The organism is Vitreoscilla filiformis (genome assembly GCF_002222655.1).
GTDB lineage: Bacteria > Pseudomonadota > Gammaproteobacteria > Burkholderiales > Burkholderiaceae_C > Ideonella > Ideonella filiformis.
The window spans coordinates 2,279,851-2,300,133 of sequence record NZ_CP022423.1 but is presented as its reverse complement, the minus strand read 5'-3'; the positions used below and the strand labels follow the sequence as shown (position 1 = coordinate 2,300,133).

Here is a 20,283-nt window from a genome sequence, read left to right as displayed (position 1 = left end):
GGGAGCGGGACGCATGACTTCTTCTCTGTCTTGGGCTGACCGTGCGGCGCAGGTGCGCCCGGATGGTCGCGCCGTCATCGCCGGCCAACGTGTGGCCAGCGTGGCGGGTGAAACCTTCGCCAAACACTCGCCCATCGATGGCCGGTTTTTGGCCGACGTGGCACGCGGCCAAGCCGCCGACGTGGATGCCGCCGTGCGTGCCGCTCGCCAAGCGTTTGACGACGGTCGCTGGGCCGCCCGGGCTCCAGCGGCACGCAAGCGCGTGTTGCAACGCTTTGCCGAGCTGATCCTCGGGGCCAAAGAGGAGCTGGCGCTGCTGGAAACGCTGGACATGGGCAAGCCCATCCAGTACGCCCTGAGCGTGGATGTGGCTTCGACGGCGCGTTGCATCCAGTGGTACGCCGAGGCCATTGATAAGGTGTACGACGAAATCGCACCGACCCCACGCACCGCGCTGGCGCTCATCACCCGCGAGCCGATGGGGGTGGTCGGCGCCATCGTGCCGTGGAATTACCCGATGATCATGGCGGCCTGGAAACTCGGGCCGGCGTTGGCGGCGGGCAATTCCGTGGTGTTGAAGCCGAGCGAAAAATCCCCGTTCACCGCGCTGCGGTTGGCCGAGCTGGCGCTGGAAGCCGGCTTGCCGCCGGGGGTATTCAACGTCGTGCCCGGTTACGGCCACGAGGCCGGCGAGGCGCTGGCCTTGCACATGGATGTGGACGCCATCGGCTTCACCGGCTCCACCCGCGTCGGGCGGCGCATGTTGGACTACGCTGGGCGCTCCAACCTCAAGCGGGTTTACAACGAGCTGGGGGGCAAATCCGCTTTCGTGGTGTTTGACGATTACGCCGATGTCGCCCGGGCTGCCAAAACCCTGGCGGGCAGCATGTTTTTCAACCAGGGCGAAAGCTGCAACGCACCCTCGCGTGTGCTGGTGCATGAAAAAGTGGCGGACGAATTCGTCGCCGTGCTGCAAGCCGAAGCGCCAAAGTACGCCCCCGGCCACCCGCTCGACCCGAAAACCGTGCTCGGTGCGTTGGTGGACGACACTCAGTTGCGCACCGTCTTGGGCTACATCGAAGCGGGCCACGCCGAGGGCGCACGCTGCGTCAGCGGCGGGCGGCAGGTGATGGCGGACACGGGCGGTTACTACGTCGAACCCACGGTGTTCGACGGTGTGGACAACCGCATGAAAATCGCCCGGGAGGAGATTTTTGGCCCCGTCACCAGCGTGATTCGGTTCAGCGACGAGGCGCAGGCCATCGCGTTGGCCAACGATTCGGCTTATGGCTTGCAGGCCAGCGTCTGGAGTGACCATCTCAACCGGGCGCACCGCGTGGCGCGGGCGTTGCGGGCGGGCACCATCCACGTCAATTCGTACGACGAGGACGACATCACCGTGCCCTTCGGTGGCTACAAACAAAGCGGCAATGGCCGGGACAAGTCTCTGCACGCCTTTGACAAGTACACCGAGCTGAAAACCACCTGGGTGCGCTTGGACTGAAGGGCCAGATGTGGTGTTGACCTCCCCGCTGCCCACCGATGTGTGCGATCCGTTGCTGTCTTACCAAGAGCACCGGCTGCAAACCCACGGCATCCACACCTTGCTGGCGCAGTTCACCGATGTGTTTGGTGTCCCCAAAGGCAAATATGTGCCGGTCACGCAGTTGCGAACCTTGCTGCACCAAGGCGTGGGGTTTTCGGGGGCTTCGGTGTCGGGCACGGGCTTGCCGCGCTCGGGGCCGCGTGCCGAGCTGTACGCACGCGGCGACATCGACGGCATTCAGTTGATGCCGTGGCAACCCGGTTACGCCCGGGTGGTGTGCAGTGGGTACGTCGCAGGGGAAGCATTTGACGCCTGCCCCCGCCAAACGCTGCAACGGGCCGAAGCCGCGTTGGCGGCACGAGGTTGGACGCTCAAAACCGGCATCGAGCCGGAATTCTTTTTGTTGAAGCACCAGGCCGGACGCTGGCAAGCCGCCGACGCTGCCGATCAACTCGACAAACCCAGTTACGACCTCAAATCGTTGCCCCGCCAAGCCGATTTTTTGCACGCCCTGCGCAGCGCACTGGAAAGCTGGGGCTTGGATGTGCTGCAAATCGACCACGAGGACGCACCCGGCCAGTACGAGGTGAATTTCGCCTTCGATCAAGCCTTGCGCAGCGCCGATCACCTGCTGGGGTTCAAGCTGGCCGCCCATGCGTTGGCCGAGGCGCGTGGCATGGTGTGTTCGTGGATGCCCAAGCCGTTTGCCGATCAACCGGGCAGCGGGCAACACTTCCATGTGTCGCTGTGGGCTCCGGCGCCGCAAGGGTTTGGGTCGGTCAACCTGTTCGAGCCTGCCGACGGTGAGGACGACGCCGGCACGGGCTTGAGTGCTTTGGGGCGGCAATTCGTCGCTGGGGTGCTGGCCCATTCAGCGGCGTTGTGTGCGCTGGCGGCCCCGACGGTCAACAGTTACAAGCGGTTGGCCGCAGGGGCGTCGCGCTCAGGCACGAGCTGGGCACCGGCCACGGCCCACCACGGCCCGAACAACCGCACCTGCACAGTGCGCACGCTGCCTGGCCGGTTTGAATGGCGCTTGCCGGATGCGAGTGCCAACCCGTACCTCGTCACCGCTGGATTGATCGCTGCCGGGTTAGATGGCATCGACCGGCAACTCGACCCCGGCCCCGCGTGTACCGCCGATCTGTACACCCAGCCCGACCTCCATGCCCCTCCCCTGCCCGCTTCGTTGGGCGAAGCCCTGGCGGCCCTGGCCCAGGATGATGTGGTGCAACGCGCCCTCGGTGCGACGTTGAGCGCCGAATTTTTGCGGCTCAAGCGGGCGGAGTGGCAGGAGTTTCAACACCATGTCAGTGATTGGGAGCGGGCGCGTTACGCCGCTGCCTTCTGAAAAATCGCACGATGAATCCCTCGACCTCGTTATGGGGCGCCTACGCCTGCCTAGCGGGCAGCATGGCGCTGGTGGGCAGCTACGTGGGTTTGTCCAAATGGCTGGTGGCCGTGCTGCCGGTGTTTTTGTTGGCATGGCTGCGCTTTGGTATCGCAGCGCTGGCGATGCTGGGTTGGCTCAAGCGCGCACCGGGCGAAGCCCCGTTGTCTCGGCATGACCGCTGGCTGTTGTTTTGGGAAAGTTTCCTCGGCAACTTCCTGTTTTCGATTTGCATGCTGTTCGGCGTCGCGGCCACGTCCGCTGTGGCGGCTGGCGTGGTGATGGCCGGCATTCCCGCCGCCGTGGCGGTGTTGAGCTGGTGGGGCTTGGGCGAGCGCATCCGCCCGCGTGTGGCCTGGGGCATCGCCTGCGCGGTGGCAGGAATGGCACTGTTGGCAGCCTCCCGGTCAGGCGATGCGACGGGCACGCCAGCAGCACCGCTGTCCCCCTGGGGTTTGGCGCTGCTGTTCGGTGCCGTGCTGTGCGAAGCCAGTTACGTGGTGATCGGCAAGAAACTCACCGGCAACGTCTCGCCCCGGCGCATCAGCGCCCTCATCAACCTGTGGGGGCTGGTGTTGGTGACGCCACTCGGGCTGTGGCAAGCACTGTCGTTCAACTTCGCGGCGGTGACACCGGCCATCTGGGGCCTGTTGGTGTTTTACGCCCTGGCCGCCAGCATGGTGACGGTGTGGCTGTGGATGCGCGGTTTGCAGCGGGTTCCCGCTCCGCAAGCCGGGGTGTTCACCGTGCTGTTGCCATTGAGTGCCGCCGCCATCGGCGTGCTCGTGCTGGGAGAACCCTTCAGCTCGGGGCACGCCGTGGCATTGGGGTTGGCGCTGCTGGGTTTGGTACTGGCAACCTCAAACAAATCCGAGCGAACGGGCTGAACCGAAGTTGGACAGGTTGGGCAGGATGGTGTCCAGCTCGCTGTCGCTGGCGCCGAACCATTGCAACAAGGTCGCGGCATATTGATCGACCGAGCTGGTGGGAATCCAGCGACCTTGGAGTTCCCAGCTTTCTTGGCCGACATCGTCCGGGCCGCCGAGCACCAGTTGCGGATGGGTGCCATACGTTTTCCCACCCTTGACCGCCCCGCCCATGATGAAGTGGTGATTGCCCCAAGCGTGGTCGGTGCCCAGCGAGTTATTGGGAATGAAGGTGCGGCCAAAATCGCTCTGTGTGAACGCAGTCACACGGTCAGCCAAACCCACGTTGTTCATGGCCGTCTGAAAAGCCGCCATGGATTGGCCCAGCGAGGTAAGTAAATCTGCATGGATACCGGCCAACGGGCTGGACGAAGTCACTTGGTTGCCATGCGTGTCAAAACTCCCCAAACCGACAAAGAAAATTTGCCGATTGCCGCGCACCGCTGCACTGTTCACCACCAGTTTGGCCACTTGATACAACTGACCGGCCAAGGCATCATCGATTTGGCCGTTGTTCGTCACACCGGCAAATGCAGCGTCGATGATGGCATTGGCTTTGGGGTCTCCTGGCTCTGCCGCCAAAATTTCAGACAGCCGGGCTGAAATATCAAACGCATTTTCATGCTGCTGGGTGTAAAAGTTGCGCATTTGTTGGGCATAACTTTGCGCATACATCGCATCCAAAGCTGTGCGACGGCGGCGCATGGCGTCCCATTCCAAGTCATCCCCTTCCAGACCCGCCGCCGCAAAAGACGATCCAGGCCCCGGCAGCACCAACGGGATGCGCAAGTCTTCAACCCCAAACAAACAGTTGCCCGCGATGGAAATCACAGGGTTGACGGTTCCCAGCGTTTGAGAGGCTCGCCCACCCCAACCTGATTTGGTTTCGGTGGTGGTGGATGTGCCGTTCTCCCACAATGCCTGCTGATCTGAGTGAGAAAACAAGCTTTCAGGAATCAGCGGCGAATCAGCAGCCGCTGCGAGGTATTGTTTTTTCGTCAGAGGGGCATACAGTGGGCCGACATTGAAAACCGTTGCCAACTGGCCAGCCTCCCAAACCGGCGCCAGAGGGGCCAACGCGGGATGCAAACCATAATCCACACCCGCCAACCCCACCAGCCGATCTTGAGGAATGGACAGGTAACGACCGCGCACCGCCGCATATTGGGCATACCGAGAAGTATCGGTTGGAATGATGCTGTTCAGCCCATCGTTGCCGCCATACAAGTAGATGCAAACCAAGGCTTTATAGTCAGCCGCATAGGCGGGCCGAGTGCCCAGCACCAAACTGCCCAGCGTGCCCACACCCAGGCTGGCCGCCAGCAAACCACCCGTGCGCCGCAACCACAGCCGGCGCGCTGGAGAATCAGGAAAATTCGGATTCATGCGGGGCTCCTCACGACTGCACCAAATATTCGGGGGACGACAAAATCAACCAAGCAGCAGCGCGCACCCGTTTGTCACGCCAATCGCTGGGAGAATTCCGGGAGGTCCAGTAACTCACAGAATAAATGACTTTTTGGCGCAAACTGGCGTTCAGTGTTTTGCCCAGCAACAGTTTGGACAGGCGATCGACCAACACCCCCGGTTGATCCGCATCCGACTGGAAGGCCAGGGTGTTCACCTGCGTTCCGGTGGCGTTGGGAATCGAGCTGTCCGGTTTGGAGCCTCCCCAATCCAGCAAATAGGTGTAGAGGTTCAGCCGTGTCATCGTTGTGCTCACGTTGTGGATGCCAAACTCAGGCCCCACCAACGCATTTTTGCCCGGCACTGGAAAATTAGGCGGGTAGTAACTGAACACCGAGGGGGCACGATGCACGTGCATCATCATGGTTTCACCCCACCACCAAGTGAAGGGGGCTCCGTCGGTGTAGCCGTTCAATGCACGCAATGCGCCGGTGATTTGGAGCACGGGGGAGCGCAGTTTACCTGCGGTTGTGTCGGTAGAATTGACGGTTCTGGCTTCGGTATCCAGCAGCACGGCAGCTACGCTGGCAGCCAAATCACCGCGCACGCCTTTCCCGAAACGGAAGGTTTTCCCTCCCACTGCATGCACATAATGCCCAGTGCGGAAGGCCGTGACCACACGCTCGACATAATCACTGCTGGGGTTACTTCTCACCAAATTCTGAATCAAATGCCGGGCGATGAACGGCGGCATGTTGCCGTGAATCATCAAACTGTCCAGCACTTTGGCCAGCGCTTGTTCTGGGGTGGCATTGGCGGGGACGGTCACACCGGACAACAGCGTGCGTTGTTGTTTGTCATGGAACGATACCAGTGGCACCATGTTGCCGCCATAGTATTGGCAATTTGTTTTTTCGGGCCAGCATCCCCATACTGTGCTCCCGCCGGGAGGATACGTCCAACCGGTGAGGGCATAAGCGTAGTTGCGCACCACGGCGTTGTCGTAGGTGGGCACGCATCGGTTGCCCATCAACTGCCCGTTGGGCGTCAGCCGACAGGTTCCCAGAGAAAACAACTGCAACAGTTCTCGTGCATAGTTTTCATTGGGGGATTTTTTATCGTTGTTGACATGGTTCAGATAATCCCCCATCACGGGGGACAGCGTCACCTGCTTCAGCACCTCACGGTAGTTGCCAAAAGCCTGATTCAAGAAAATAGACTGGTATTTTCTTAAACCGTAGGTGCCACCAATTTCAACGCCACTGACCACCAACAGTTGGTGCAATGCCAGGGCCACGCGCTGGCGCAGTTGATCCGGCTGGCTGACCGCATTGCGGTAAAAATCCCACGTCAGCGGTTCGGTTGAGAAGTGATCCCGCCAGCAATAGGGGTTGTTGGCTTGCGCCCCTGTGCCACAGAACCCCAAATTCCCGACATTTTGATGCACATTGCCCGATCCGCCACTGGTATAGGCGGAGCCGGTGGCCGTCATCTGGGCCTGAATCCACTCGGGAATGCCCTGCTGGCGAATGGCCCGAACCAGCGCTTCATTCGGGCCAAAACTGGCTTGGTGCGCCAGCCGAACCGCGTCCAACTGCGACACTGGGCTGGCCGCTTCGGCGACATCAGCAGACGTTCGGCTGAGGCTGTCTGCCGTGCGGCCATCGGTGCCAGCCTCTTCACCACCGCCACAGCCCGCGACGGACAACGCCAGCGCCCAAGGGAGGGTGCGCACAAAAAGCCATCGGTTCACGGAACTCTCCTTCCACACGGGCGAGGGGGCATCAGAATGGGGTCGATTGTGGCGAGCCCGCAGGCTTTTGTGCAGCTCGCCACACGCTTTCGGGCGATTCTGACTTGCGGTGATGGTCGGACCACGTCTGCCGCCAGCGTCGTGCGCCAGCCAAACCGTTGTGCAAGCCCAGCATGTGACGGGCCACGTGGGCCCAGGGCGTGCCGTGTTGCTGTGCCTGCTGGGCCATGTAAGCAACGAGTTGGCGCTCAATGTCGGCGCGTTCATGCAGTGGGGCTTCGGCATCTCCCCAGAAGCGTCGATCCCAGTCGGCCATGAACCAGGGGTTGTGGTAAGCCTCACGCCCCACCATCACGCCATCCACATGGGCCAAGTGAGCTTCGATGGCCTCGGCGGTGGCAACGCCCCCATTGAGCACCATGGTCAGATGGGGAAACTCCCGTTTCAACTGGTAAACCACGTCGTAGCGCAGCGGGGGAATCTCGCGGTTTTCTTTCGGGCTCAACCCTTTCAACCAGGCGTTGCGCGCATGAACAATGAACACCTCGCAGCCCGCCTCTGCGACCGTTCCCACGAAATCCCGCACAAACCCGTAGCTTTCTTCACGATCGATGCCAATGCGGTGCTTGACCGTGATGGGCAGGGCCGCTTGGCCAGCCTGGCGAGGTTGTGCCGCATCGACCATGGCCCGCACGCCATCGGCCACCAAAGAAGCCTCACGCATCAAACAAGCCCCAAAGGCGCCGCGCTGCACGCGCTCGCTGGGGCAGCCGCAATTCAAATTGACTTCGTCATAACCCCAGCGGCGCGCTTGCTCGGTGGCATAGGCCAGTTCGGAGGGCTCGCTTCCGCCCAGTTGTAGCGCGATGGGATGTTCTTCTCGGTTGAAATCCAGGTGCCGAGCTTGATCACCGTGACGGATGGCGCCCGTGGTCACCATTTCGGTATAGAGCCGCGTGTGGCGCGTGATCAGGCGGTGAAAGTAACGGCAGTGGCGATCGGTCCAGTCCAACATGGGCGCAACGCTGAGGCGCCAAGGAGACAATTTATCTTTAAGATGTTGATCCTGTTCTGATTTCATTTTTTCACCTTCGCCAGACGTCTGCGCTTTCAAGGCGTGTAACAAGATAAAGACGCACCAAGTGCAACGACTCGGAGCAACTCACGCACTAGAGATCACGCCATGGCGTCAGTCAAACCGTGCAGCGACAAATTTCTCGCGTGAGCAGGTAGTGGGTCTCCCTGAACTGATTTCGCCTAAGCAAGACATCTAAAAATCAATGTAAGCCATTGATTTTAAAAGACTTTCTGTACGAGATGAATTCGTTATCAGTTCAGGGAGTCCCACTATCCGTGAGCAGGGTAGCGTCCTGATTTTTGCAGAGTCGATGATCTGCGACACCCAACCTCAAGCCGTGCATTGATCAATCGTCTGGAGGTCAAGGGAAGATTGAGGGGCTGGTCAAGCATGCCTTCAGCAAGAAGTCTGTCGGAGACTAGTATGCATAGGTAGAGGCATCTCATGAAATGACGGCAAGTTTTCATCGAAAACCACTTCAAAGTCAATAACTTATGCTTAATTTTTGAAGGCTTGCTAGGCGGAATCAGTTTGAAAAATACCACCCCAGTGCTGGACACAAGAGCTGGAATACGCTGCGCAGGCATACGCGCATCAGATCAGAAGATTTACACCGCCGATTCGAGCTGCTGAAGCCGGCTACATGAGCATATGTCCGTCACATGCAGTGCTGATGCTAACAACGCGCAAAACAAAAGCAGCGGCATTTCCAGCCCTGTACGCCAAGCCCTACAGAAGGGAACCACTGACGCTCACCACTGTGGTGTAAAATGGTGAATCAGCTCTTCAGTTCGGGGAAAGCCATGCGGACTCAATCAAAACGCCACGACAGCGGCGCGCATGAACACACGGTTCGCGCCTCCATCAGCTTCCCGGAGAAGCAGTACCAGGTACTGGAAAAGATCGCGGCAGAGAACAAAGTCTCTCTTGCCTGGGTCGTGCGCGACGCAATCGACGGCTACTTGAAGGCCAAGTGGCCCCTTCTCCCGCAAGGCGCCGACGCCGAAGATGCGCAGCAGAGAAGTGAGAAAACGTGAAAAAAACATTTGAACGAACTGGTACAGAGATCAGAGTGCTTTCGCTGTTCTCGGGTTGCGGCGGCATGGACTTTGGCGTGGAAGCAGCTGGCGGCCACATCGTCTTTTCGAACGACATCCTAGCAGACGCCTGCAAGACGCTAGAGAAGTATTTCCCTGGTGCTGACATCTGCAATGCGGACATCTCAGTAATTCAGGCGTTCCCAGACGCTGATGTCGTCGTCGGGGGCTATCCATGTCAATCCTTTTCCATGGCTGGCAACCGGGATCCGGAAAAAGATGCAAGGACTAACCTGTACAAACAGTTTCTTCGCGTGGTCAACATCGTCCGGCCCAAATATTTCGTTGCGGAGAATGTATCCGGCCTCAAAGCTTTGAGCAGCGGGACTTTCTTGAAGGAGCAGCTCGACGCTTACGGCAAGGCGGGCTACAACGTCACATATAAGTTGCTGAACGCTAAGGACTACGGCGTGCCGCAGTCGCGCAAACGGCTATTCATCGTCGGCGTACGCAAGGATCTGAACCAAGCTTTCGAATTCCCGAAGGAAACCCATGGCAAAACGCTCAAAGCGTCGGGGCCCCTCCTGCCGTACGCTTCGCATGGCGATGCCATCAAGGATCTTCCACTATGGCCAGAAGGTGAGTTTTACGAGCGCCCGCATGATCCCAATGGTCACTTCTCTTGGTACTACATGTCGAGGAACCGCAAGGCCAAATGGGCTGACCCAGCTTTCACTGTCGTGGCTAACTGGAGACACATCACACTGCATCCCGCCAGTCCGGTGATGACCCTAACTTGGTCGAACCTCGCCGATGGGTGGAAGCAACGCTGGGATTTTTCAGACCAGTATGAGCACCTGGAAGCCGACCCGAAGCGTAATAGGCTTGAAACTCCACGCCGACTTTCCTGGCGCGAATGCGCGCGCATCCAAACCTTCGACGCTAACTTCACGCCAGTTGGCGAGACAGACTCGAAGTTCACCCAGATCGGGAATGCCGTTCCGCCTAAGCTTGCACAGGCTATATTCACTCACCTGTTCTCTGGCGCGGGTCTGGTATCCCCTGAATTTCAAGCCACCCGCAAGGTGGTATAGACCGAAATGCACCTGTCCGGTGAGTTTGCACAAGGAATGCTGTGACCAGCACGACTACGACATCACTCGTTAGCGCTGTCTTATCTGCGGCGGAAATTTCCAAGAACGAAGCGCAGCTACGACACGAGTTGGAAAATGCGCTTGAACAAGCTTGCGCAAAGTTGTCCATTCCTTGGACGCCATTCCAGCTTGAACGAGCCCTCAAAGTCAAGGGTAAGTCCACGAAATTTGCCGACGTGGCGCACGGCGCCGTTGTCATCGAATATGAACCTCCAAAGTCGTTTAGCGGACGTGCTGGTGCAAAAGCCGTACACGCACGCCAGCAAGCTAAAGAATACGCAGAACTGATTTCAGCAGAAGAAGGACGTGCATTACAAGAATACGTTCTGATCGCATGGGATGGTTCGCACATCACTTTTGGGCATTTCAATGACACTTCAGCTAATTGGGAAGATGTCGTTCCGTTCGACAGGATTTCGGCTGACCGCCTACTCTCAGCACTAAAAAGCGATGGCCGCCCGCTAGTTCATCCTCAGCTCCTACAAGCATTGGTCGGACCGGACTCTGAGTACGGCACAGTACTAATCCCCGAGCTTTACGCCAGCATCTGCAAAGCGGAATCGTCGGCAGCCACAACGAAAACCAAGATGCTGTTTACGGAGTGGCGCAGGCTTTTCAGTCAAGTCGTGGGGTTTCAACCTGTGCACATGAAAAAGCTGCTCGCTCGGCAGGAAATATCCCATGACCAGCCGTACCAGGAAAACCCTGCTGCTTACCTATTCGCGCTCAATACATACATTGCCATCATCGCGAAGATAGTCGCTGCCTGCGCGCTTCCCAGAGCCAGCCAGGACGTGCTGCAACCGGGCGTGCCGGTGGCAGAGCGACTACGTGCAGTGGAGACAGGAGAACTGTTCGAGCACGCCGGCATCCTGAACATGCTGAGTGGTGATTTTTTCTCTTGGTACCTTGATGACAGCGATTGGCCCCGCTACCAAGCCGCTCTTGGCGCCATGCTTGGTAGGCTGAGCGGTATCGACTTCGCCGTATCCAAGAAGCACGCCGACACGACGCGGGATCTATTCAAAGGCATCTATGAGCGGTTCATTCCTCGAGAAGTTAGGCATGCGCTTGGCGAGTTCTACACGCCGGACTGGCTGGCTGAACATGGTATGGACCTGCTCGAATGGCAGCCATCTGACTCGCTGACCGATCCCACGTGTGGGTCGGGGACTTTCTTGCTGGAGGCGATCCGTCGTCGGCGCAAGACCGACAGCGGCGCCACAGCTCAAGCGCTGCTAGCTGGTATCCACGGCATCGACCTCAACCCGCTCGCCGTGCTTGCAGCGAAAGGGTCTCTTGCCGTTTTCCTATCGCCGCATCTGGATCCAGCACGCCCTATTCGGCTGCCGGTGTATTTGGCGGATGCGGTACACCCAGCAGCTGTCGACAGCTTCTCCAACTACAGCCACGTCTTGCACACGGAAGTCGGCCCCAGAGAGTTTTCCGTCCCTGAGCGGATGATTGGGCACCCGGACTTCTTCCGCATCTTTGCGAAAGTACGGATGCTGATCGACGCGGACTATCCTGCGGTGAAGATCTGCGGCGCGATCCTTGCCGATTTGAAAGGCATAGGACTTGATCCATCCGATGTCTCCACCGTCAGCACGACTGTCAGCAACTTGGTCGAGCTCCATGCCCGAGGATGGAATGGCATCTGGTGTTCAATCCTGGCGGATCGTTTTGCGGCTGGCGCGATTCCACCTTCCTCCCACATCTGCGGCAACCCACCATGGATCAAATGGAGCAATCTTCCGAAGGGCTATGCCCAGTCAATCCAAATGCATTGCCGGGGGCTCGGTGTATTCAGTGCCGACAAATGGGTAGGTGGCATCGAGTCTGACATCTCGACTGTGATCACCTACCAAGCCGTGAAGCATTACCTCGGGCGGGATGGACGCTTGGGCTTCTTCCTGCCCGGATCCGTGTTTACAACCGAGTCTAGTGCTGGCTTCAGGCGCTTCTCGGTCGACAACGGCAGCTTGCAATGTCGCGTCCTGCTAGTTGAGGACTACCAGGACATCAAGCCGTTCGACGGTGTCAGCAACCACCCGACGTTCCTGATGCTACAGCGAGATGCAACAACCGTATTTCCTGTTCCCTACCACTCTTGGATCGCAAACTCGGGTGGCGGCACTGACTACCTTTCGGCTGAGCAGTTCCGCTGTACTGCTAGGCGTATTGACGGAACCGCAGTACCAGTACCAGGCGGCGATGGAACGCGTCCCTGGCTGGTCGGTTCTGCACAAGACCAAGCTGTGTTCTCAAAGGTTTTTGCGGCAAGCGCAAAGCCTGAGTACAAGGCACGCAAAGGCATCACAACCGACCGCAACGGCATCTTCTGGGTCTATACCACTGGCTTAGTTGGAACCAACCTGGTGGCGATACGGAATGCCGCAGACATCGGCAAGACGAAAGGAATTCCCCAGATCACGGCAACGGTTGAGTCGGAACACCTTTTCCCTCTCTTGCGTGGGCGCGGTGTTGCACCGTTTAATGCCATGGTCGAGACAGATCTCCACATTCTCGTTCCGCAGCGAGGTATGCACGGCGACCCTGATCTGCCAGCAGCAAGCCCGCATACATTCAAGTTTCTGAACCGCTTCAAGAGCCACCTCGAACAGCGGTCCAGCTTGAAAAGATTTCAGAAAGGACAGGAGTTCTATTCACTCTGGAGCACCGGCCCCTACACGTTCGCGCCATTTAAGGTGCTTTGGCGGGAGATGGGCAACACCTTTGCCGCAGCGTACATCGGCAGCACACTGACCGAATACGCAAGTGAGAAGATCGTAGTACCTGATCACAAGCTTTACTTCATTCCGGTCGAATCGGAATCCGAAGCTGCTTACCTGACAGGCTTCCTTAACGCTCCAACAATTTCCAAGGCAGTGTCTGCATATGCGGCCCAGCTCAGCTTAGGTGCTAGCGTTGCGGAGTACCTCAACATCCCAAAGTTCGACGAGATCAACGGGCGGATGGCTGCCATTGGCAGCATCGCACGGGATATCACAAAGAGGGCAGGCAATGTACAGCCAATAGACCTTGCGCAGTTGGATGCACACGTCCGGGAATTGCTATCGATCTAACCAAAACAATGCAACGCCACGAAAAAATCGCTGCAATACGTTGATTTATCTCGGTTTTTCAAAACGCCGTCCAGTCCAACATGGGCGCAACGCTGAGGCGCCATGGGTGGGATGAGGTGGTCACGTTTGAGTCTTGAGGCATGTGCGCGATCCGCCCGAAAAGTCTGTTGATTCGTACAGACGCAAAAAAGCCCCGATGTACGGGGCTTGATGCAGATCAGCAGGTGGCGGAGACGGAGGGATTCGAACCCTCGATGGAGCTTTTGACCCCATACTCCCTTAGCAGGGGAGCACCTTCGGCCTCTCGGTCACGTCTCCAACCGCTGAAGCTCGCAGTATAGCTTATTTTTCAAACTCACCGCAAGCCCCGTCCGCGATCTTTTTGATCACTCGGCGTCCAGGCCGAATGCGCGGTGCAGGGCGCGCACGGCCAGCTCCATGTATTTCTCGTCGATCACAACGGAAGTCTTGATTTCGCTGGTGGTGATCATCTGAATGTTGATGCCTTCAGCAGCCAGGGCGCTGAACATCGTGCTGGCCACGCCCGCGTGCGAACGCATGCCGATCCCAACGATCGACACCTTGCAGATCTTGGTGTCACCCAGCACGTCGGCGGCGCCCAGCTCGGGCAGCACTTGCGTCTTGAGCAGATCGACGGTGCGCTGGTAATCGTTGCGGTGAACGGTGAAGGAGAAGTCCGTCTTACCGTCACGCGAGACGTTCTGAATGATCACGTCCACATCAATGTTGGCCTCGGCCACTTTGCCCAGGATGGCGTAGGCGATGCCGGGCTTGTCGGGCACGCCGACCACGGTCACCTTGGCTTCGTCACGGTTGAAGGCGATGCCCGAGACAACGGCTGCTTCCATTTTTTCGTCTTCCTCGAAAGTGATCAGGGTGCCAGACTTGGCTTCTTCCTCGATGTTGATGTCCCAGGGCGTGAAGCTGGAGAGCACGCGCAGCGGCACGCGGTACTTGCCGGCAAACTCCACCGAGCGGATTTGCAGCACCTTGGAGCCCAAGCTGGCCATTTCCAGCATTTCTTCAAAGCTCACGGTGTGCAGGCGACGCGCTTCGGGCACCACACGCGGGTCGGTGGTGTACACGCCATCCACGTCGGTGTAGATCAGGCACTCGTCGGCCTTCATCGCGGCGGCGACGGCCACGGCGGAGGTGTCCGAACCGCCACGGCCCAGCGTGGTGATGTTCAGATCTTCATCGACACCTTGGAAGCCGGTGATGATCACCACCTTGCCGGCGGCCAGATCGGCACGCACGCGCACATCGTCGATGCTTTGGATGCGGGCCTTGGTGTACGACGAATCCGTCTTGATGGGCACTTGCCAGCCGCTGTAGCTGACGGCTTCCATGCCCTCGGCTTGCAGGGCCAGCGACAGCAGGCCCACCGACACTTGTTCGCCTGTGCAGGCGATCATGTCCAGCTCGCGCAGCACCGAAGCGGTCTGCACGGCGGGAGAAACATCTTTGGCCAGGCCCAGCAAGCGGTTGGTTTCGCCGCTCATGGCCGACGGAACGACGACCATCTGGTGCCCAGCGCGCGCCCACTTGGCCACGCGCTTGGCGACATTGCGGATGCGCTCGGTGGAGCCCATCGAGGTGCCGCCGTATTTGTGAACGATCAGTGCCATGACGATTGGTCAGTCCTGCTGCAAAGAACCACGATGGGGCCGCCACTCGGCCTCATCGCGCAAAAGCTGAGGATTCTAGCGCGTGGCATCAGGCAGCCACTCGGGCAGCCACTGCGGTTCGCCGTTGGCCGCACGCACACGGGCATCCACACCCAAACCCGGCGCGAACAACACCCCCCCGCCTTGGGCGGGGCCAGCGCACAGCAGCGGGCCGTGCCGTTGCCATGCGGGGATGGCCCGAGCTTGGTACTGTTTTTTCAAAGAACGCGCCGTCGAATGCGGTTCAAACTGAAAGGACTCGCCACCTTGGCGAGTGATCAACACCGCATGCGTCAACCAGTGCGCCGCAATGCCGCCTTGCGAGACCGCTCGCACCGTCAGCACCCCACCCCACGCCGGCAGCGCGTGACGCCCCGGCCCCGGATACGGCAACCTCAACCCGACCTCACCCGATGGCAGATCGGCGGGGGGAACATCCTCCCAACGGCGCAGCGTGCCCCGGTACAGGCGCAACGACGCCCCCCCTGCCCCATCCGGCCAGCGATGGCCCGAGCGCGCCGTCGGCAATTCGAGCAGCAGCCGTTCCAACAAACTGTCGGGAACGGGATGGCCCAGAGTCTGGCACCACGCCCGCAACACCGCGTAGCGCCGAGCAGCGGACAAGGTTTGCCAGCCCGCGACGTCCAAACCGCCGTCGGGCATGTGCAAACGGGCCAAGTCTTGGGCGCCGACTTCCTGCATCAACGCCGCCGCTCGCGCCGACTGGCGAGCCGATTGCCCCAGCGCCGTTTCAGCGTGTGGAAAGCCGGCCAACAACGTGGGCCAGAGATCGCAGCGCAGGCGGTTGCGGTCAAAACGGGTGTCGGTGTTGGTGGCGTCTTCGACCCAGCTCAGGCGCCAGCGGGCCGCGTAAGCAGCGATGGCTTCGCGGGGTTGGTGCAACCAGGGGCGCAGCCAGCACAACCCATCCCGCCACAGCGCGGTGGGCATGGCTGCCAAACCCGCCGAGCCAGCGCCGCGCAGGGCCTGCAATAAAAACGTTTCGGCTTGATCGCGGCGGTGATGAGCCAGCCAGACGTGGGTGGCGCCCACGTCACGCGCCATCTGCGCCAGTGCGGCGTAGCGCACTTTGCGCGCCCAAGCTTCGATGCTGGCGCCAGTGGGCGGAACCTGCGTCACTCGATGCACGCGGGCGGACACCGGCAAACCCGCCGCGCCCCAGCGCTGGCACTGGCGCCGAATCCGGCGCCCCCATTCGGCGGACACCGCCTGCAAGCCGTGATCCACATGCAGCGCCACCACTGAGGCGCCCAGGTCACGCGCTTGCCGGGACAGGGCGTGCAGCAGCGCGGTCGAATCCAGCCCGCCACTTACCGCGACGGCAAGCACAGGCGCGGCAGCGGTCTCAGCGCTTGGTGGTGTCGGTGAAACGCCCGTAGGATTTGAGGCGTTCGTAACGGCGGTTGAGCAGATCATCGGTTGAAAGATCGGCCACTTGGCGCAGCGCGTCCACCAGCCCGCGCTTGAGCTGGGCGGCCATCTGTTTGGTATCGCGGTGCGCGCCGCCCACGGGTTCGTTGATGATTTTGTCCACCAAGCCCAAAGCCTTCAGGCGGTGGGCGGTGATGCCCAGGGCCTCGGCGGCATCCGACGCACGCTCGGCGGTCTTCCACAGGATGGACGCGCAGCCCTCCGGCGAAATCACCGAGTACACCGAGAATTGCAGCATCAGCACCTGGTCGGCCACGCTGATCGCCAGCGCACCGCCCGAACCACCTTCACCGATGATGGTGGTGATGATGGGCACTTCGAGCTGGGCCATCTCGTAAATGTTGCGGCCAATGGCTTCGGACTGGCCACGCTCCTCGGCGCCGATGCCGGGGTAAGCGCCCGGGGTGTCCACAAACGTGAACACCGGCAGGCCGAATTTTTCCGCCAGCTTCATCAGGCGCAGCGCCTTGCGATAGCCCTCGGGGCGTGGCATGCCAAAGTTGCGGGCGGCGCGTTCTTTGGTGTCTCGGCCCTTTTGTTGGCCGAGCACCATGCAAGCTTGGCCGTTGAAACGCGCCAGACCGCCGACGATGGACAGGTCATCGGCAAACGCCCGGTCGCCGTGCAGCTCTTGGAAATCGGTGAACAGCTCGTTCACGTAATCCAGCGTGTACGGGCGTTGCGGATGGCGCGCAATCTGCGTCACCTGCCAGGGCGAGAGCTGCGAGTAGATGTCCTTGGCCAGTTGCAGGCTTTTCTTGTCCAGCCGGTCAATTTCCTCCGAGATGTCCACGGCTGACTCGTTCTGGACGTAGCGCAGCTCCTCGATCTTGGTTTCCAGTTCGGCGATCGGGGATTCAAAGTCCAGGAAATAACGTTTGCTCATAGGAGGAAGTCCTTCGAAGCCATGAGATCAATACTCGACCGGCAGCGGGTCGAGGCAGCGCCACAGATACCAAGTCGCCACCGACCGGTAAGGGGCCCAGCACTCGCCCAGCTCACGCGCTTCCGCACGCGACACCGGCTCACCGCTGAAATAACAGAGGCTGATGCCCTTGAGCAAGCCCACATCATCCAGCGGTAACACGTTCGGACGCATCAGGTGAAAAATCAAGAACATTTCGGCCGTCCAGCGTCCGATGCCTCGGATGGCCACGAGTTCGTCAATGATGGACTCATCGTCCATCGCCTGCCACTGATCCAAGTGAACTCGCCGGTCTTGGAAGTGGCGTGCCAAATCGAGCAGGTATTCTGCCTTGCGTACCGACAGGCCACAGGCCCGCAGCATGGGCACATCTTGAGCCAAAACAGTGTCCGGCTTCAAGAGGTCTTGTGCGCAGCCCCCCAGGTGACGCACGAACCGATCCCACACCGCCTGGGCGGCCTTCACCGAAATCTGCTGGCCGACGATGGAGCGCGCCAAGGTGCTGAACGCATCACCTCGGGTTTGCAGGCGGGCCTGTCCGAATTGTGGGATGAGCTTGGCCATCACCCGATCGCGCTGGGTGAGGTAGTGACAAGCCGCATCCCAGTAAGCCGGTGTGGCGCCGGCGTCGGTGGGAAGCGGGGTCACATCAAGCCTTTGCCCAGGTGGTGCCTTGCGGGGTGTCTTTGATGGCCACGCCAGCGGCCAGCAATTCGGCGCGAATGCGGTCGGCCTCGGCAAAATTTTTCGCTTTTTTGGCAGCGGCGCGGGCTTCGATGCGGGCCAAGATGCTGGCTTCGTCCAACCCCGTGCCCGCTTGCAGGTACTGCGCCGGGTCTTGCTGCAACAGGCCGAGCACGGCGCCCAGGGCGCGCAATTGCGTGGCACGCAACGCCAGCGTTTCCAGCGCTTCGGCCTTGGCGGCGGTGAAAATCTCGCTGGCCAAGGTGAACAGCACCGCACTCGCCGCCGACGTGGCGAAGTCGTTGTTCATTTCCTCGGTGAAGAGCCGCACGTGTTCGTCGCCAGCGTCCAACGCACCGAATGGCACGGCCACGGCGCTTCGGCCATGACGCGCCAACACCGCATCGGCCTCTTGCAATGCGGTGTAAAGGCGCTTCAGGGCGCCGCGTGCGTCGTTCAGATGCACATCGCTGTAGTTCAACGGGCTGCGATAGTGGGCGCGCAGCACGAAGAACCGCACGGTTTCGGCATCGAACTTGTCAAGCACCTCGCGGATGGTGAAGAAATTGCCCAGCGATTTGGACATCTTCTCGTTGTCGATGTTGATGAACCCGTTGTGCATCCACACCCGCGCCAGCGGCGCTCCGTTGGCACCTTCGCTTTGGGCGATCTCGTTTTCGTGGTGCGGGAACTGCAAATCACCGCCCCCACCGTGGATGTCGAAAGTTTCGCCCAGCAACGCGCCGCACATGGCCGAGCACTCGATGTGCCAGCCGGGGCGGCCCGTGCCGAAATCGCTCGCCCACTTGGCTTCGGTGGGCTCGTTCTCTTTGGCCGCTTTCCAGAGCACAAAGTCCAGCGGATCGTGTTTGCCATCGGCCACGGCCACGCGCTCGCCGGCGTTCAGGTCATCCAGCGATTTGCCGCTCAACTTGCCGTAACCCTCGAACTTGCGCACGGCGTAATTCACGTCGCCATTGCCGGCGCGGTAGGCCAGGCCCTTTTCTTCCAAGCGGCGCACGATGTCCAGCATCTGCGGCACGTAATCGGTGGCACGCGGGTCGTGCGTGGGGCGTTCGATCCCCAAAGCGTCGGCGTCGCGGTACATCTCGGCGATCATGCGGCGGGTCAGCTCGCCGATGGTTTCGCCGTTTTCTACCGCACGTTTGATGATTTTGTCGTCAATATCGGTGATGTTGCGCACGTAAGTGACGCGGTAGCCGCTGGCTTTGAGCCAGCGCTGCACCACATCGAAGGCCACCATCGAACGCGCGTGGCCGACGTGGCACAGGTCATACACCGTCATGCCGCACACGTACATGCGCACATGGCCGGGCTCGATGGGGGTGAAGGGTTCGACCTGGCGGGTCAGGCTGTTGAAGATGCGCAGGGTCATCGGCGTGGCGGGCAAAACAGACCGACCGGGCGACGCAGCACGCCAGCGGCGCAGCGGACAACCCGGTCGGACGAGGTGTAAAAAGCGGTCGGTAAAATCGATCGAGTATAGCCAAGGAGCTTCATCATCGTGACCGTTGCCGCTCGCCTCCGTTTCCACAGTGCCCGCGCCGTGCTGGCGCTGCTTGCTGCTGCTTCACTGTCGGCCCTGAGCCCGGCGGCTTGGGCGCAAAAAGTGCGCTTGAGCACCACACGCGGGGACATCCTCATCGAACTCAACGCCGAAAAAGCCCCGAAGTCGGTGGACAACTTTCTCCAGTACGTCAAAGCGGGCCATTACGAGGGCACGATTTTTCACCGCGTCATCCCCGACTTCATGATCCAAGGCGGCGGCATGACGCCGGACATGCAGCAAAAACCCACCCGGGCGCCCATCGCATTGGAAAGCCGCAACGGCTTGTCCAACCAGCGCGGCACCGTCGCCATGGCCCGCACCATGGTGCCGGACTCGGCTACCGCCCAGTTCTTCATCAACACCAAAGACAACCCCTTCCTCGACCAGCCCAACGCCCGCGACGGCGAAGGGTATGCCGTGTTTGGCCGCGTGGTGTCCGGCATGGAAGTGGTGGACGCCATTCGGGCGGTGTCCACCGGCTCCCGGGGCATGCACCAAAACGTGCCGATCGAGCCGATCATCATCCGCAAGGTTCAGATCGAAAACTGAGCCCTTGCCCCCCTCTCCTTTCCCTCCCTCCGAAGAGA

Annotated in this window: 15 protein-coding genes and 1 tRNA gene; 7 read left to right on the top strand and 9 right to left on the bottom strand. The window is 60.2% G+C overall.

Translation table 11 applies throughout. The features are described 5' to 3' along the window. Window positions 1-13: 13 nt before the first annotated feature. From VITFI_RS10905 to VITFI_RS10895, 3 genes are read left to right on the top strand one after another with little or no spacing between them, the layout of a single operon-like run. Window positions 14-1,504, top strand: coding sequence for an aldehyde dehydrogenase (locus VITFI_RS10905; protein WP_089416978.1), 1,491 nt, complete (start codon window positions 14-16; stop codon window positions 1,502-1,504). Between the two features lie 10 nt (window positions 1,505-1,514). Beyond that, entirely contained in the window at window positions 1,515-2,897 is a 1,383-nt protein-coding gene (gene glnT / locus VITFI_RS10900; protein ID WP_198301429.1) for a type III glutamate--ammonia ligase, read from the top strand. Window positions 2,898-2,908: 11 nt separating this feature from the next. After that, the gene (locus tag VITFI_RS10895) at window positions 2,909-3,823 is read left to right on the top strand and encodes a DMT family transporter (RefSeq protein WP_089416977.1); all 915 of its coding nucleotides are present in this window, start codon (window positions 2,909-2,911) and stop codon (window positions 3,821-3,823) included. Here VITFI_RS10895 and VITFI_RS10890 read toward each other — a convergent pair. Genes VITFI_RS10890 through dusA form a run of 3 tightly spaced genes read right to left on the bottom strand, consistent with a single transcriptional unit; the run spans window position 3,797 to window position 8,103 of the window. Next, window positions 3,797-5,248 (bottom strand): DUF1501 domain-containing protein, encoded by a 1,452-nt coding sequence (locus tag VITFI_RS10890; RefSeq protein ID WP_089416976.1) that lies wholly within the window; start codon window positions 5,246-5,248, stop codon window positions 3,797-3,799. The genes VITFI_RS10895 and VITFI_RS10890 overlap by 27 nt on opposite strands. A 10-nt stretch (window positions 5,249-5,258) precedes the next feature. Beyond that, window positions 5,259-7,022: a DUF1800 domain-containing protein gene (locus tag VITFI_RS10885; RefSeq protein ID WP_198301428.1), complete on the bottom strand. Its 1,764-nt coding sequence runs from the start codon at window positions 7,020-7,022 to the stop codon at window positions 5,259-5,261. A 31-nt stretch (window positions 7,023-7,053) separates the two neighbouring features. Then, window positions 7,054-8,103 carry a tRNA dihydrouridine(20/20a) synthase DusA gene (gene dusA / locus VITFI_RS10880; RefSeq protein WP_089416974.1) on the bottom strand — a complete coding sequence of 350 codons (1,050 nt, stop codon included), beginning with the start codon at window positions 8,101-8,103 and terminating at the stop codon, window positions 7,054-7,056. 767 nt (window positions 8,104-8,870) lie between these two features. Between dusA and VITFI_RS10875 the strand changes: the two genes are divergently transcribed. From VITFI_RS10875 to VITFI_RS10865, 3 genes are read left to right on the top strand one after another with little or no spacing between them, the layout of a single operon-like run. Then, the gene (locus tag VITFI_RS10875; protein WP_198301427.1) at window positions 8,871-9,137 is read left to right on the top strand and encodes a ribbon-helix-helix domain-containing protein; all 267 of its coding nucleotides are present in this window, start codon (window positions 8,871-8,873) and stop codon (window positions 9,135-9,137) included. Continuing rightward, entirely contained in the window at window positions 9,134-10,231 is a 1,098-nt protein-coding gene (locus VITFI_RS10870; protein WP_198301426.1) for a DNA cytosine methyltransferase, read from the top strand. Before VITFI_RS10875 ends, VITFI_RS10870 begins: the two co-directional genes overlap by 4 nt. A 41-nt stretch (window positions 10,232-10,272) precedes the next feature. Further along, entirely contained in the window at window positions 10,273-13,377 is a 3,105-nt protein-coding gene (locus VITFI_RS10865; RefSeq protein ID WP_157725654.1) for an N-6 DNA methylase, read from the top strand. 225 nt (window positions 13,378-13,602) lie between these two features. On the opposite strand, the gene VITFI_RS10860 is transcribed toward VITFI_RS10865, so the two are convergent. From VITFI_RS10860 to cysS, 6 genes are all read right to left on the bottom strand, one after another. Then, a tRNA-Ser gene (locus VITFI_RS10860) sits at window positions 13,603-13,695 on the bottom strand. A gap of 68 nt (window positions 13,696-13,763) precedes the next feature. Next, on the bottom strand, window positions 13,764-15,026 hold the full coding sequence (locus tag VITFI_RS10855) for an aspartate kinase (RefSeq protein WP_089416971.1): 1,263 nt from the start codon (window positions 15,024-15,026) through the stop codon (window positions 13,764-13,766). Window positions 15,027-15,101: 75 nt separating this feature from the next. Further along, complete coding sequence (tilS, locus tag VITFI_RS10850; protein ID WP_198301425.1) at window positions 15,102-16,415, bottom strand: tRNA lysidine(34) synthetase TilS; 1,314 nt, start codon at window positions 16,413-16,415, stop codon at window positions 15,102-15,104. A 16-nt stretch (window positions 16,416-16,431) separates the two neighbouring features. Further along, window positions 16,432-17,403, bottom strand: a complete 972-nt coding sequence (locus VITFI_RS10845) for an acetyl-CoA carboxylase carboxyltransferase subunit alpha (protein WP_089416969.1) — start codon at window positions 17,401-17,403, stop codon at window positions 16,432-16,434. 27 nt (window positions 17,404-17,430) lie between these two features. Next, window positions 17,431-18,090 carry a DNA-3-methyladenine glycosylase family protein gene (locus VITFI_RS10840; RefSeq protein ID WP_232476584.1) on the bottom strand — a complete coding sequence of 220 codons (660 nt, stop codon included), beginning with the start codon at window positions 18,088-18,090 and terminating at the stop codon, window positions 17,431-17,433. Between the two features lies 1 nt (window position 18,091). Next, window positions 18,092-19,522: a cysteine--tRNA ligase gene (gene cysS, locus VITFI_RS10835; RefSeq protein WP_089416968.1), complete on the bottom strand. Its 1,431-nt coding sequence runs from the start codon at window positions 19,520-19,522 to the stop codon at window positions 18,092-18,094. Window positions 19,523-19,651: 129 nt separating this feature from the next. Here cysS and VITFI_RS10830 point away from each other — a divergent pair, with 129 nt between their 5' ends. Then, on the top strand, window positions 19,652-20,245 hold the full coding sequence (locus tag VITFI_RS10830; RefSeq protein ID WP_089416967.1) for a peptidylprolyl isomerase: 594 nt from the start codon (window positions 19,652-19,654) through the stop codon (window positions 20,243-20,245). Window positions 20,246-20,283: the final 38 nt, after the last annotated feature.